Source organism: Pseudalkalibacillus sp. Hm43 (assembly GCF_054170705.1).
Genome location: NZ_CM135129.1, coordinates 672,288 through 686,872 on the forward strand (window position 1 = coordinate 672,288; position 14,585 = coordinate 686,872).

At 45.3% G+C, this 14,585-nt stretch carries 15 protein-coding genes; 1 reads left to right on the forward strand and 14 read right to left on the reverse strand.

Going from position 1 to position 14,585, the window contains the following annotated elements:
- Window positions 1–17 precede the first annotated feature (17 nt).
- The 11 genes from ACXQIQ_RS03650 to ACXQIQ_RS03700 form a co-directional block, all read right to left on the reverse strand.
- Window positions 18–1,421: a hypothetical protein gene (locus tag ACXQIQ_RS03650; RefSeq protein WP_439300092.1), complete on the reverse strand. Its 1,404-nt coding sequence runs from the start codon at window positions 1,419–1,421 to the stop codon at window positions 18–20.
- A gap of 237 nt (window positions 1,422–1,658) precedes the next feature.
- Window positions 1,659–2,918 (reverse strand): peptidase, encoded by a 1,260-nt coding sequence (locus ACXQIQ_RS03655; protein WP_458026083.1) that lies wholly within the window; start codon window positions 2,916–2,918, stop codon window positions 1,659–1,661.
- A gap of 31 nt (window positions 2,919–2,949) precedes the next feature.
- On the reverse strand, window positions 2,950–3,615 hold the full coding sequence (locus ACXQIQ_RS03660; protein WP_439300091.1) for a 3-oxoacid CoA-transferase subunit B: 666 nt from the start codon (window positions 3,613–3,615) through the stop codon (window positions 2,950–2,952).
- Window positions 3,558–4,295 carry a 3-oxoacid CoA-transferase subunit A gene (locus ACXQIQ_RS03665; RefSeq protein WP_439300090.1) on the reverse strand — a complete coding sequence of 246 codons (738 nt, stop codon included), beginning with the start codon at window positions 4,293–4,295 and terminating at the stop codon, window positions 3,558–3,560. Before ACXQIQ_RS03665 ends, ACXQIQ_RS03660 begins: the two co-directional genes overlap by 58 nt.
- 15 nt (window positions 4,296–4,310) lie before the next feature.
- Window positions 4,311–5,684: an aspartate aminotransferase family protein gene (locus ACXQIQ_RS03670; protein WP_439300089.1), complete on the reverse strand. Its 1,374-nt coding sequence runs from the start codon at window positions 5,682–5,684 to the stop codon at window positions 4,311–4,313.
- Window positions 5,685–5,778: 94 nt separating this feature from the next.
- On the reverse strand, window positions 5,779–6,051 hold the full coding sequence (locus ACXQIQ_RS03675; RefSeq protein ID WP_439300088.1) for a YokU family protein: 273 nt from the start codon (window positions 6,049–6,051) through the stop codon (window positions 5,779–5,781).
- Between the two features lie 11 nt (window positions 6,052–6,062).
- Window positions 6,063–7,454 carry a lysine 2,3-aminomutase gene (kamA, locus tag ACXQIQ_RS03680; RefSeq protein ID WP_439300087.1) on the reverse strand — a complete coding sequence of 464 codons (1,392 nt, stop codon included), beginning with the start codon at window positions 7,452–7,454 and terminating at the stop codon, window positions 6,063–6,065.
- 178 nt (window positions 7,455–7,632) lie between these two features.
- Window positions 7,633–9,048, reverse strand: coding sequence for a sigma-54 interaction domain-containing protein (locus ACXQIQ_RS03685; RefSeq protein WP_439300086.1), 1,416 nt, complete (start codon window positions 9,046–9,048; stop codon window positions 7,633–7,635).
- 62 nt (window positions 9,049–9,110) lie between these two features.
- The gene (ablB, locus tag ACXQIQ_RS03690; protein WP_439300085.1) at window positions 9,111–9,974 is read right to left on the reverse strand and encodes a putative beta-lysine N-acetyltransferase; all 864 of its coding nucleotides are present in this window, start codon (window positions 9,972–9,974) and stop codon (window positions 9,111–9,113) included.
- A gap of 247 nt (window positions 9,975–10,221) precedes the next feature.
- Complete coding sequence (locus ACXQIQ_RS03695; protein WP_439300084.1) at window positions 10,222–10,827, reverse strand: trimeric intracellular cation channel family protein; 606 nt, start codon at window positions 10,825–10,827, stop codon at window positions 10,222–10,224.
- A 172-nt stretch (window positions 10,828–10,999) separates the two neighbouring features.
- The gene (locus ACXQIQ_RS03700; RefSeq protein ID WP_439300083.1) at window positions 11,000–11,830 is read right to left on the reverse strand and encodes a sulfurtransferase; all 831 of its coding nucleotides are present in this window, start codon (window positions 11,828–11,830) and stop codon (window positions 11,000–11,002) included.
- A 141-nt stretch (window positions 11,831–11,971) separates the two neighbouring features.
- Here ACXQIQ_RS03700 and ACXQIQ_RS03705 point away from each other — a divergent pair, with 141 nt between their 5' ends.
- Window positions 11,972–13,132, forward strand: coding sequence for an aminotransferase A (locus ACXQIQ_RS03705; protein WP_439301941.1), 1,161 nt, complete (start codon window positions 11,972–11,974; stop codon window positions 13,130–13,132).
- Window positions 13,133–13,159: 27 nt separating this feature from the next.
- On the opposite strand, the gene ACXQIQ_RS03710 is transcribed toward ACXQIQ_RS03705, so the two are convergent.
- Genes ACXQIQ_RS03710 through ACXQIQ_RS03720 form a run of 3 tightly spaced genes read right to left on the reverse strand, consistent with a single transcriptional unit; the run spans window position 13,160 to window position 14,555 of the window.
- Window positions 13,160–13,609, reverse strand: a complete 450-nt coding sequence (locus ACXQIQ_RS03710) for a CBO0543 family protein (RefSeq protein ID WP_439300082.1) — start codon at window positions 13,607–13,609, stop codon at window positions 13,160–13,162.
- Window positions 13,610–13,659: 50 nt separating this feature from the next.
- Entirely contained in the window at window positions 13,660–14,202 is a 543-nt protein-coding gene (locus ACXQIQ_RS03715; RefSeq protein ID WP_439300081.1) for a DUF402 domain-containing protein, read from the reverse strand.
- A gap of 20 nt (window positions 14,203–14,222) precedes the next feature.
- On the reverse strand, window positions 14,223–14,555 hold the full coding sequence (locus tag ACXQIQ_RS03720; RefSeq protein WP_439300080.1) for a thioredoxin family protein: 333 nt from the start codon (window positions 14,553–14,555) through the stop codon (window positions 14,223–14,225).
- Window positions 14,556–14,585: the final 30 nt, after the last annotated feature.

Here is a 14,585-nt window from a genome sequence, read left to right on the forward strand (position 1 = left end):
ATTTTCCCCCTTAAAAATTACTCTGTGTGAATTGGAATCTCGATGAGTTCCATTTCTAATGGATACGGTTTTGAAAAATGGAAGAACCTGAAATTTAATTCATTCTGATCAATAAATACATCCTTAGCTATTTCAATATTAATATTAATACTATTTGCGCTCGGCTGACTTCTAACTTCCATAAGTTCTAACCTTTCCCCGTTACTGTTTGTCACTTCGACCAAAGGATCCATAAACAGATGCTTTTCATTTGGATCATGTTGTTTATGCTCCAAATACTCCGCATAATCTCTGAACCAATAGTCTTGATAATCGATGTTGTCCCCTTTTAAGTTGACATTGAAGGAGACAGCGTTTCCGTCAGGAGTTTCACGGTAATCCAGGCTTCTTGCTGTAAACGTATCATCACCGTTGATTTTTCCGAATGTTTCATTCAATGCAAGCATTGGTGGTTTTTCTTGAGATAAATCATTCTTGAAATCCTCCATATTCTTACCGGTTAGTTGATAGGTCGCTTCTTCATTGCTCGGAACAGATGCCTCTGTAAAATGGATAGATAATTTTCCAGAATCCATAGGCTTCTCATTGGCTTGAATGTATAATTCCCCTTCTCCATCTGATTGGATTGAAGATTGCATTCCATGTCCGTTCAAGCTATAAGTCAGCGCTTTCAACTGATCTTTATTTTCACCAATGTCTATATACAGCCGCTCTTCAAAAAATGACACTTCATAACGCTTGAACAGTAAGGTCGTATCAGGTGCCAATTGGACAACCCCATCCAATTGAGCGGATTCGAGTGGTTTTGTGAAATTTGTCATTTTCATATTCACAGTCAGAGGATTGAGTGATGTCATGTTCCAATCTTTATCAACCATCTGTAGATTGGTAAACGTCACACCATTTACCAATTCAAGCCGTTGCTGGACTGCGTCTCCATCTTCAACAGTTGGTAAGTTCCATTCCATGATTTCCTCGTGGAAACTAGGACTGTCCATCCCTTCAATCCAAATACTTCGGTAAAATCGCTCCTCATATACGAAACCTGTATTCGAGGTCGAATTCATTTTATTGTTTGGATTGGTTTCATATGGATCAACGAGAATACGTGCTTCTTGATTTTCTTCATTATGTAAAAAAATATCGCCGAACGTCATGTATGGGATGTCTTTCGGTTCTTCATCACTTGGCAATAGACTGACACTATAAATGATGAAAAATTCGGTATTGGCGTTCCAAACCTCATGTATTTTAATCGTTCGATTCGATTCCATGACCGGTATTTCTTCATGCTTAACCTTTTGAATTAAACCGTATTGATCCGCCTTCTTCAACCATTCACGTCGATAATCAGACCCCAGCCGACTGTATCGCTGTATCTTTTTGTAAGAATCGACGACATCGAAATTTTCTTCGCTCACTTGGACGTTCTGTACTTCTTCTTTCTGAAATTGATTACCTAACAAGATAAATAAGATGATGACAATTGCAATTGGTATTAGCTTCTTGATGATCGGTCCCTCCCCTTTCCCTTCATCCTACCATAAGTTCAATATTCTGGGAGAGGTTATCGGCGAAATAATCGGATGATTCTGTAAAATAAAAAAATCTGTCCTCAAGTAATAACAAAGATCCCATCGGTTACGATGGAATCCTTTTTAGAGCCCTTCCCCTTCACACCACTCATAGATGACGAGGCTGAAGATCTGAGCGACTTGGAACACTTTTTCAAGCTCGATGTATTCGTTCGGGTAATGCGCGTATGCCGTGACACCTGGGCCGAACACGATGGACGGTGTGTTTCCGACCTGAGTCAAAAGTCCACCATCTGTTCCCCAAGGAGACGCCTCAATCTCAGGAGGTTCACCCAATACTTCCTCATACTTGCTTTGAAGGATACCCATCAATTCGTGCTCGACGTCTATAGAACCTGGAAGCCACTGCGCACCGAACCATTCCACTTGAACCGGATGCTGTTGAATCCAGTTGTCCTCGATCTGGCGCATCGAGTGTTCGAATTCAGCTTTTATCTCTTCTAACGTCTCTTGAGGTCCAACTCCGATTCTGCCTTCAATCAATACTTCATCTGGTACAGAGGACGGCCAGCTTCCGCCTTCAATTTTTCCAATATTGATTGGTAGAGGGATCGGCGTATTCCTGTAAAGTGGATCATCCACCCGCTTGTTGCGCTCGTGTTCAAGGTTTTGTATCGCATGGATGACCGGCATCGCTTTCTCAATCGCACTGATGCCTTCATACCGGGTTCCACCGTGCGCGGATCGACCGTTGATCTTCAGTCGGAACCACATCGATCCTTGTTGTTTCGGAAAAATCTTCATGTTCGTCGGTTCGGGCACCAGGGCTGCATCAGCGGTATGACCTCTTAAAATCGCAGCCAGCGTGCCAGCCCCACCGCTCTCTTCTTCTATCACACTATGAAAAAGCACATCCCCCTTCAGCTTCACACCCAGTTCTTTCAAACACTGGATCGCCAGAAGTAGAGCGAGGTTGCCGCCTTTCATGTCAGTGACACCCCTGCCGTACATCTTCCCGTCTTCCATATGACCACTGTAAGGAGGATAATCCCACTGGTTCAAGTCACCGGGAGGCACGACATCGATATGCCCGTTCAATACGATCGACTTACCTCCACCGGTTCCTTTCCATGTACCTACGATGTTCGGACTCTTGGAAAAATCCTTTCGAGTTGCACAAAAGTAAGGGTGATTAAGGAATGCCTCGTCACTCGGAATCCAGTAGTCTACGTCTAATCCAAGATTTTCGAGATGCGCTTTTACGAGAAGCTGGACACCTTGCTCATTTCCCTGTTCACTACCCTCTTGGACGAGTTTCTGTAAAAGGTCCGTCGCCTCTTCCCGGTGTTCATCAATCCATTTTTTAATTTTCGTTTTCAGGATGAACGCCTCCTCCCAATATGTAAAAGATCGCTCACGATTGGATTGTCGTGAGCGTCGGACTCACTTGGAATGTCGCTTCTGTGGCCTTTTCAATCTGTTCGAGCGTATACGGATGCATGATTTCAATCAACTCAAGATGGTCGTCATTTACTTGGAAAACCGCCATTTCAGTGATGATCATGTGCGCCCCTTTTTGAACGGTCAATGGCAAATTACAGCGGTGAACGATTTTCGAGCCGCCATCCTTATTTGTATGATTCATAAGGACAATCACTTTCTTCGCTTTTTGAGCGAGATCGATTGCGCCTCCCATTCCAGGTACTCTTTTCCCAGGGACGATCCAATTGGCGATGTCGCCTTGTTCACTCACTTCAAGCGCTCCGAGAATGGTCATATCGAGATATCCTTTGCGGATGATGCCAAACGCAGTGGCACTGTCGAAGTAGGAAGCACCTGAAACAAGCGTCACTGGGTAACCACCAGCATTCGAAAGATGTCCGTCTTCCTCTCCATCCTCTGGTGATGGACCCATACCAAGGATGCCATTTTCCGTATGAAGCATCACACCAAGCTCTGGTTTCAAATAATCAGCAACAAGAGTCGGAATTCCGATTCCAAGGTTGACGATCATGCCATGCGTTATTTCTTGTGCGGCACGTTTGGCGATCCGTCTGCGCGTCTCAGCTCCCAAACCCATTTCCAGTCCACCCCTTTACTCGGTACGACGTAATCGACGAATGCACCCGGTGTCACGATACACTCGGGATCCAATTCACCAGCACCGACAATCCGCTCCGCTTCAACGATCGTGATGTCTCCAGCCGTTGCGATGAGCGGGTTTGTATTTCTTGCACTTTTATCAAACGTCAGGTTCCCGTATATATCTGCTTCCTTTGCAAAAACGATGGAAACGTCGGCTGAGAGTGCCGGTTCGATCATGTACTCTTTATCTTCCACATTCACCTTCTGCTTTCCTTTTTCAACGAGCGTTCCTAAGCCGACATCGAGCAGAATGCCTCCGAGCCCCATGCCCCCCGCTCTAATTTTCTCCGCTAACGTACCTTGGGGATAAAACACGACCTCAAGCTCTCCGTCGTGCATCTGTTTTCCGGCTTCTGGGTTAGAGCCTATGTGAGAAGCGATGAGCTTTTTCACTCTTTTCTCGGTAATCAACTTGCCTGGTCCGATCCATGGAAAACCAACGTCATTGGAAATGAGTTCAATGTCTTTTGTTCCGAGGTCCAAAATAAAGTTTACAAGAGTCGGAGGAGCACCGACTCCCCCAAACCCTCCGCACATCAATGTCATGCCGTTTTTAAAACAGGAAGCAAGATGTTCCATTTCAACAACTTTAGAAGGGACATTCGGTTCCGTCATCTATTCTCCTCCTTTCTAACTGATCGACCGGTGCTGTAAAAGACCTTCCTGGTCGAGATCATGACTGATTTCAGCAATCGCTTCTTCCAATGTCGTCAACAACAGTTTCACTTCTTCTTTATTGATCGTGAGGGGTGGTGCTACGATGACTGCATCACCTGAAGTACCATTGATTCCACCAACTGCAGGATAGACGATCAATCCCTTTTCAAAGCATTTCTTGATGGTCCGCTCTGTCACGAATGTGTGGATCGGGAAGCATTCCTTCGTGTCAGGGTTGCTGACGAATTCAAGGCCCCATAAAAGACCTTTTCCTCGCACGTCTCCGACCAAAGGATAACGATTCGCAATTTGATGTAGCTCCTGTTCAACGAACGCTTCAAGATCCGCTGCGTTATCACACACTTGATGCAAGTTCATGTAATCGACGACGGCAAGGGCTATGGCCGCTGATTGAGGGTTTCCGCTCAGCGTATGCCCGCTCATAATGACTTTCGAACCTCTCTCAATCGTGCTGATGATTCTTTCCGAGGCCATCGTTGCGCCAATTGGTGTATATCCACCACTCAAGCCTTTTCCGAGTGCCATGATGTCGGGTTCCACGCCCCAATGCTCCATGGCAAACCCTTTTCCGGTCCGACCGAATCCTGTCATCACTTCATCGGCAATCAGAAGGATGTCATACTTGTCGCAAATTTCCTTGATTCTGTTGTAATAAGGGTCAGGTGGAACGATTGCGCCTCCTGCTGCCCCGATGATCGGTTCAAACACGAATGCTGCCACTTTATCCGGACCGATGCGCTGGATTGCGGTTTCCAGTTCATTCGCACACTTCAATCCACATGTCGGATAGGTTTCGTAAAAAGGACACTGATAGCAGTACGGTGGTGACACCACCGGGTAATCTGCGAGCAATGAAGAGAAGCGGTTCCGCCTCAGCACATGGCCAGACATGGATAAAGCTCCGAGTGTTATTCCGTGGTAGCTGGTCCATCGAGATATGACGCGGTTCTTTTCCGGTTTCCCTTTTTCCTGCCAAAATTGGATGGCGATTTTGAGTGCCGTTTCCATCGCTTCAGATCCACTGTTGACGAAAAACACGTAATCAAGGTCACCTGGAGCCATTTGTGATAACTTTTCAGCGAGTTCTTCTGCTGGTCGATTCGTGAACTGTGAGCGATAGACGAAAGACACTTTTTCCGCTTGCTCTTTCATCGCCTGGATGATTTCCGGGACACCATGCCCAATATTCGCTGTGACTGCACCAGAAGCGCCGTCCAAATATCGGTTTCCGTCTGTATCGTATAAATAGATCCCTTTCCCATATGCGACTTCAGGATAAGATGCGCCAAGCAAAGGTTTGATGAGATGTGATTTGTTCTTGGCCATGGCAGATAACACCTCTCTTCTATAATGAAAGAAGCACCGAATGGATCGCTGCTCCTTTCGTATCTGTGATGAATCAGATCAGATGTCCGATACTCTACAATTTAAAATAATTCTTCTTCAAAAACCGCGGGACTTCCATCAGTTCTTGGTAGGTCAAGGAATTCGGCAGCGGCTTCGTATCAATCAACATAAGCTGGTCTTCGATCTCTTCAACTAAAGTTTCATCCTGATATTCCATTCCACAATCCGGACACTGGACAGATGGAATCGCCACAATTTCTATAGCTCTTGTTCCGTCTGGAAGTTCCCAGTAACAAGTCGCAGCTGCATTGGTCGCTTTTTTCGATTCACACCACGCACATTGCATAGAATCCCCCCTTATTCCCCAGCCGTCTTGTTCTGTTCGGCTTGCCATTTCCGCTCGATCATTTCATCCCGTTTCGATCGGCGATCCTTCAATGAACTGTGATCCGGATCATCGTTGTAAGTTTTCCGTCTGTTCAACCGTTGCAATCCTTCAGGTACAAGATTGAACGCCTCATCCCTCATCAAGCCGGCAATTCCGACGCTCTTCGGTTTTTCTGCGATTTGATAGAGTTCATCGAAATACGCTTCGGCCCGGCCTGGTACATAATTTTCTGGCTCTGGATATGTCGTGATCACACCTTCAAAATTCCGCAAGACCACTTTATCGGCACTTTGCGAAATGATGTAGTTCGGCTGCACGGAAATCTTACCTCCGCCACCTGGTGCATCAACGACAAACGTCGGTACAGCATAGCCCGATGTATGACCGCGGAGCGATTCAATGATTTCCAGACCCTTGGAGACAGGTGCCCGGAAATGTCCGATTCCTTCTGACAGGTCACATTGATAGATGTAATATGGACGGACTCGTATCTTTACGAGGTCGTGCATCAACTTTTTCATAATGTAAGGGCTATCATTGATACCCGCTAAAATGACAGCTTGGTTTCCGACTGGTACACCGGCATCGGCCAGCATTTCACACGCTTTTTTCGACTCTTCGGTAATTTCAATCGATGTATTAAAATGTGTATTCAGCCAAACCGGATGGTATTTCTTCAAGATATTGCACAAGTTTTCCGTAATCCGCTGCGGGAACACGACCGGTGCTCGGGTCCCGATCCGGATGATTTCAACATGCGGAATCGCCCGTAAATTTTTCAACACATATTCGAGGATGTTGTCGTTGATCAACAATCCGTCTCCACCGGAAATCAACACGTCCCGCACGACCGGTGTATTCGCGATGTACTCGATGGCGGCATCCAATTGTTTCTTCGGTACACCCATTCCGATCTGGCCCGAGAAACGGCGTCGCGTACAGTAACGGCAGTACATCGAACATTGGTTCGTCACCAGGAAAAGGACACGGTCCGGATATCGGTGAGTCAGACCCGGGACAGGTGAATCTTCATCCTCATGAAGTGGGTCTTCGAGATCGTACTTCGTCTTGTTGATCTCTGCGGATATCGGTACCGACTGCATCCGAATCGGACAACGGTGGTCATCCGGATTCATGAGTGAAGCATAGTAAGGCGTGATGTTCAACGGAATCGTCCGAGTGGAGATCCGAACCCCTTCTTCCTCTTCTGGTGTCAAATTGACCACTTTCTTCAATTGATCGACGTTCCGGATCGTATGGGTCAGCTGCCAGAGCCAATCGTTCCATTGCTCATCGGTAACATCCTTCCAGAGCTCAACATCTTTCCAATGACGTTTCGGCTTATAAATGAACTCTTTCATGTCATTCCCCCCATTAAAAGTTCTGCTCACCTATATGAAATGCAAGTTTCATGCCAATTTCTAATTTTTCAGAAAATAGTTCCTCTACATCATATGAGACATAGGCAGAAAAGGGTGAATGACTATTTTGCGGAGGATTGATTTGTGATATTTTTGTTTTAAAAAAGAAACACACCGCCTAATTTTCGGCAGTATGTTTCTCATTGATTTTTGAGAGCTTATATTGCAAGGTTTGTCGTGGTATTTTCAAAAGTTTAGCCGCTCGCTGGATGTTTCCGTCCGTCGCATCCATCGCTTTTTTGATCCATTTCGCTTCGGTGTCCGAAATTGCTTCCCGAAGTGATGGGATCCGGACTTCTTCACCCGGGAGATCGGACGCCTCAATCAAGTGGATCGGGATGTGCTCAAAGGTCAGGGTATCTTCGCTGATCAAGTTCAAAGCCGACTCAATCGCATGCTCCAATTCACGGACATTGCCGGGCCAATGATACTCGTTGAACAATCGCTTCACTTCATCTGAAACCCGGATGACGAGTTTACCAAATTTGAAGTTATACCGTTGGATGAAATGGTCCATCAGCAGTGGAAGATCTTCTTTTCGGTCCCGTAACGGCGGTATTTTTAAAAAGATGACGTTCAATCGGTAGTAGAGGTCTTTCCGTAGCGTTTCCTTCTCGATGCACACTTTCGGATCTTCGTTCATCGCAACGATGACACGAACATCTACGCTTTTTTCCGTCGTACTTCCTACACGGCGGATTTTTCCGTTTTGAAGAACGCGAAGCAGCTTCGCCTGGGTGTCGAGCGGCATGGAATTCAGCTCATCCAGAAACAGCGTGCCACCATCAGCGAGCTCGAACAATCCCGGTCGGTCCACTGCTCCGGTATAGCTTCCTTTCGCTGTTCCGAATAGAATGCTTTCCAGCAGTGATGACGGAATCGCTGCACAGTTTTGAGCGATAAAAGAACGTTTGCGACGATCGCATGCATTATGGATTGCCTGAACGAGCAGTTCTTTTCCAGTACCCGTTTCCCCGTACACGATGACTGGCGAAGTCGATTCTGCCGCTTTCATCGCGGTTTCCTTCACTTTTAAAAACAAATCATTCTGTGTCAAAATGTCGTTCATCTTGAAGTTGGTTCCGTTTTCGTATTCCTTCGGCCGTTCATTCGTAGTCGAACCTTTGACCCTTGCTTCCAGATCAAGCAATTTCCAGGAAAGCTGTTGGATTTTCGAGAAGTCCTTTGCAATTTCAACTGCTCCGACAATTTCCCCATTTACAACGATCGGAAGGGTCGTATTGACCGTCGTGATCAGCTTTCCTTTTACATTCGGATAGCGTTGATGCTGGTTATAGATTGGTTCACCCGACTCCACGACCTTCAGCAATGTGCTCGTTTCTTTTGAAAAGGTCGGAAACACATCCAGCAAGTGATTGCCGAGTACATCCTCAACTGCAACACCATCATGAATGGACGCGATATCGTTGTAAAATACGGTAATGCCCTCTTTATTGATGACATGAATTCCTTCGTCAATGGAACTTAAGATGGCTTGGAGCATTTCGCGCGTATTGGTGACATCCAGTAGCATGTTCCTTACCCCCTTGAAACAAGATGCCCAAAATTCATCATCTGCTGCCGGTTTTTCGGCATCTATTTCCGTCTTGATAAATCACAGACCCATAGGTTCATATCTTCAAGTTTGTTATAGATGTTGCAGTTTTTTGTGAATCGCCCTTTATATTGATAATATCGTTGGTGGAAAACCGCATTCATCCCAAATGAGAGGGCACGTGCGATCGAGTAAGCACAGTAAATCTGCTTCTCTTTCAACTCACATTCCAGCTTGGCGATGAGGATTTTCATGAGACCTTTCTTCCGATGATCAGGCAAGGTCGCACAGTCGGTGAGCTCAGCATTGTGGTAGGTGGTGTTGATGTCGGCCGATGCCGCACTGACGATTTTTCCATCGAACTCGGCAACATAGAAAATCGAGTCTTGGTTGATCAGCTTTTCGATGTATTTCGGATCGTTCATCGGCGTCGGGTAGATTTCAAAGACAGCCTGGTACAGTTCTGATAACGCATACGCATCCGTTGCCTCTGCTTTTCGGATTTTATAATGTGCAGCTGTCGGGACGTCTAATGTTCGTTCCACCTCTTGCACTTGCTGCAACGTTTCATCTTCATACACCCAGTAGTCACTCGTGCGACGGGCATTTTCCGTGAAAAGCGCCATGGAATAGGCATCATTTCCGCTGAAGTATCCAGAGAAAAGTGCCTCGAATTGATAACCGAGAGATAAGAAGTTCTTCCAGTCTTCTTGCCTAGAATAGACGATGACTTTTGAGAACGGATTGTCGGCAAGTAGTCTCATAATCTGTTTGTGGATCGAATCAACGTTTCCTCTATAATCCTCTATTTTCAATCGTTCATTAAAGAAATCCAGCGAGACATCCACCGTAAAATCGGTCGATGTGATTACGCGATCTTCCTTGAACACCTTCGTTTCCTTCATCCTTGCCATGCCCCCAATCGAGATTTGATGACAACTATTTTTCTATATGATTCCATATGTTTATGTCCTTTTCCTGCAAGTATGAGAGGAGAATAATTCGCCGATTTATGGGAAATCTCTGATTCTGGTCTATAAATTTTTATTTTTATGGGAAATGCACTCAATTTTATGGGAAATAACCAAAAACAGATCTATACGATAAAAAAAACACAACTTCCATCCTGGAAGTTGTGTTGATATTTCAAGTTTATAAGGTTTGCAAGTATCGATGAGGCAATTTCCAGCGGTACCTGGCTGAAAAAAGTCTCAGCGTGATCAGTATGATGCATAATGCATACAGTTCCCATGCCTGTGAAACGAATCCCGTTCCGATGCAGATCCCTGCAATGATCGCCCATGCGGCATAAATGTCATACCGAAGCACCGTCGGCTTTCGCCCTGCAAGAAGATCACGGACAATTCCGCCTCCTGTACCTGTCATGACCGCCGCCATAATGATTGCCGTCAACGAGTGACCTGCTGCATACGCATAAAGAGCACCCTGGATGGCAAAAGTCGATAATCCGACTGCATCAAAAAAGTTCAGCCAACCTCTCGTCCAGTGAATCCAGCCATCCGGTATGATAAACACGATGACGATAACGAGAACCGTCACTTTAATGAGGATGTCCTGTTGCCACAGTGTCGACATCGGTACATCTATCAATATATTTCGTATGATTCCGCCTCCGAAAGCGGTCGCTAATCCTAATATCAAAACGCCGAGAAGATCGTAGTCCTCTTCCATCGCGATGATGGCTCCACTGATCGCAAAAGCCAACGTACCGATGACGTTCAAAACCTCCCAAGTCAATCCCGTTTCTCTCCTTTGGTTCATTACTTTTTCGTTATGCCAAATAGAGTTTACACCGTTTCCATCGGGATGGCAACGGATAATGAGTTTTTATTAAAAACCATTTAATGACGGTTTGGTATTCAATTTATCAAACTTCAGTACGGTACGTGAAATTTAATAAATATCATCCTTATTTCTCGTTCGGTTCCGTCTTAACTGCGTGCTCATCATATGAGCTCCAGTCACTCCAGCTACCTACGTATAACTTGCTTTTCTTACCGATTTCATCAAGAGCAAGTACGTTGACGCATGCGGTGACCCCTGACCCACAGTAATTGATGACTGGCTTGTCCTCCGCTTCGAACCGTTCCTTCAATTGATCGGTTGATTTCCAAGTTCCTTGCTCGATATTGTCCATGAAAAAGCGGTTGCGAGCCCCAGGAATATGTCCTGCTTTTACATCGATCGGTTCAGATTTACCAAGATATCTTGCTTCATCTCTTGCATCGATCAACACGATATCTTCTTTGTCAGTCGCTTCCCTTACTTCATCCAGATCTGCAACCATATCTTCCTGGATGTCTGGTTTGAACGTGGTTTTCTCGACATCCGGAAGTTTTTCCGTCAATGGATAATTCTTTTTCTCCCAAGCCTGGAAGCCTCCATCCAACACGTAAACTTTTTCATGACCGAGATATTTCAGCATCCACCAGAGTCGGGCAGCCATTGCGGTGTTCTGTGCATCATATGCGACGACCGTTTTCGTTTCATCCACTCCCATCGATTCCAGGAAACTGACGAATTGGTCCAGATCTGGTAACGGATGCCGTCCACCACGATCTCTGACTGGACCCGAAAGGTTTTTCTCGAGATCGGCATAATGCGCACCCGGAATGTGAGCATCATGATATTCTTCCTGTCCTTGGTCTTTATTGTTCAAATAAAACCGGCAATCTACGGGAATGACACCTTCGTCATCGAGCCATGAATACAACCAATCCACTGATACGATATTTTTCATGATCCATTCACCTACTCTTTTCATTTTCTTCATTGTATCTGAATCGACTTGCCGATGACAAACGAATGGACACCTTCATTGACGGGTGCTGTACAAACGATTAAACTTCAGTTAGATGAAGAAAGAGAGGTCGTTTTACATATGGAGCAATGGATCAATCCAAGAGTGAAAGAGATACAAATTTCAGGCATCCGGCAGTTCTTCAACAGAGTTTCCGCTTATCCTGATGCCATTTCTTTGACGCTAGGACTTCCGGATTTCCCAACACCGGAACATGTAAAAGAAGCCGGTAAAACGGCAATTGATGAAAACAAGACAACCTATACACATAACGCAGGTTCGATCGAACTAAGAAACGCCATCGGACGATTTGTAAAAGAAAAATACAATCTCGATTACGAGACCGAAAACGAAATCATCGCCACGAGCGGCGCAAGTGAGGCGATCGACATATCGCTGCGCACGATCCTCGTCGAAGGAGATGAGGTCATATTGCCGGGACCCGTCTATCCTGGTTACGAGCCGGTCATCCGCTTATGTGGTGCAAAGCCGGTCCACGTGGATACGAGGGAAACGGAATTCAAGCTGACTGCATCACTTATTGAAAAAAACATGACGGACCGGACGAAATGCGTCATTCTTCCATACCCTTCCAATCCAACTGGGATGACGTTATCGCATGATGAAAGGAAAGAAATCGCTCACCTTTTGAAAGATACAAATGTGTTCGTCCTATCTGATGAGATCTATAGTGAATTGACTTACGATCAAGCACATCAATCCATCGCCACGTATGAAGGCATGAGGGAGAAGACGATCGTCATCAACGGGCTATCGAAATCCCACTCGATGACAGGATGGAGAATCGGATTTTTATTGGGGGATGCTGATATCACACAGCATATCCTCAAAGTTCATCAGTACAACGTGACGTGCGTATCTTCAATCACCCAGTCTGCCGCAGTCGAAGCGCTAACAAATGGTAAAGATGATGCGAAGCCGATGAGGGAGATTTATGAACAGCGGTTGGGCTACACCTACTCGCGCCTTCAAGACATGGGTCTTGGAATCCATAAACCAGGTGGCGCATTCTATCTCTTCCCTTCAATCAAAAAATATGGCATGAAATCATGGGATTTCGCAACCCAACTGTTGGAGGAAGAAAAGCTCGCAGTCGTTCCAGGTATTGCATTTTCCGATTACGGAGACGATTATATCCGGATTTCCTATGCGTATCATCAAGATCAGCTGAAGGAAGGTCTCGACAGATTAGAACGCTTCCTTAATCGACTCGAAAAATAAACGAGCAGGCATCCCCTGCTCGTTTTGCTATACATCCACATATTTTTTCAACAAGATAAAGTATCCATAACAGACGATATACGCAAGTAAGTAGGAAACGAATGTCCAGAGGATCGTCCAACCGTTGTAATAATGGACCATGCCGATCACCACTCCCGTATACTCAATGATCGTCGTCAACAAAGTGAATAAAAGAATCCAGAGAATCGGGCTCCATCCCGAACGTTTAATGAAGTAGAAAAGGAAACCCGTGAGGATCGGATAGACGCCGAAATACATCGGTAATGCGGCGAAAGTCTCTATATCATGCTTTGGATCGATTCGCCAAAACTTCAAATGGAAGCCGACAACATCAAACGTAAACGCCACAACAGCCGCAAACGGTGCAATCAACAGAAAGATTTTCGTGTCTCTCTTTAACAAAAAGATCCCTGCAATCCACGGGATCAACAAACCGAACAACGTATTGATGAACATTTCGCTCAACTCCTTATGTAAGGTTTGAGCAATTTAAGCTGTTTTTATACCTAGCACAGTTTTTTATAAAGAAGATCCTTATGTAAAGAGGATTTCTGCAACAAAGGGAATGTCCCGTGCTGGACCTGCTCTTTCAGGCGATTCAACTCAGTCCATGCTTTCTCGTATTGTGATGTCCTGATGATCTTTTTCTGGAGTGCTTCCTCCAGTTCATCAGCATCCTTCACGATCATCTCACCAGATGGAAGGATGACCAGATCCAAAAACAGATCATCCAACCATGGAACCCCTTCATCAAATCCAATCTGTTCACATACATCGATATACCACTGGACTGGCGTGCCCGTTGAATCATACATCGTCGTGACGGAATAATGTTCACCAATCGGGAAGTGCTGAAGCCAGCAGTAACCGTCATCGATGATACATACTTCACTGTTATCGTATTTTACAATCAGCGGTTCGGTCACACTGTTCATTTTTAACAAAGAAAGATGACCTGTGAAGTCATCTTCCTCAATGAACGCTTGTGCATATTGGTGATCGATGAGCCTCGTCCAACCCGGACGGTTTCCATACAATCTTTTTAACATGTGCCCCTCTCCTCACGTAATCAAGTATTCAATTCATATATTTTGCTCACTTGAGATTCCAACGCATCCATCTGTACGAATCTTGCTTCTCGGATGTATTCTTTTCCTTCTACGAACAGTAACAGGACTGGAACGGTGAAAATGGAAAAATGGCCTGCAATGTCTGGCACTTCATCTGCGTTGATATGGCCCATCTGGATCTCCGGATAATCAACCAACATCTCACGGACCTTTGGAAGTAAGGCATGACAGACGCTGCAATTCGTTCTTGAAATATAGATGAAGCTCAAACGATGATTCTCTACAAAGTGATTCACTGCCTCGATGGAATGAAGCTCTTTCATTTCTTTCATGGTTTACCTCCGAAATTTATGAAAAGAGTG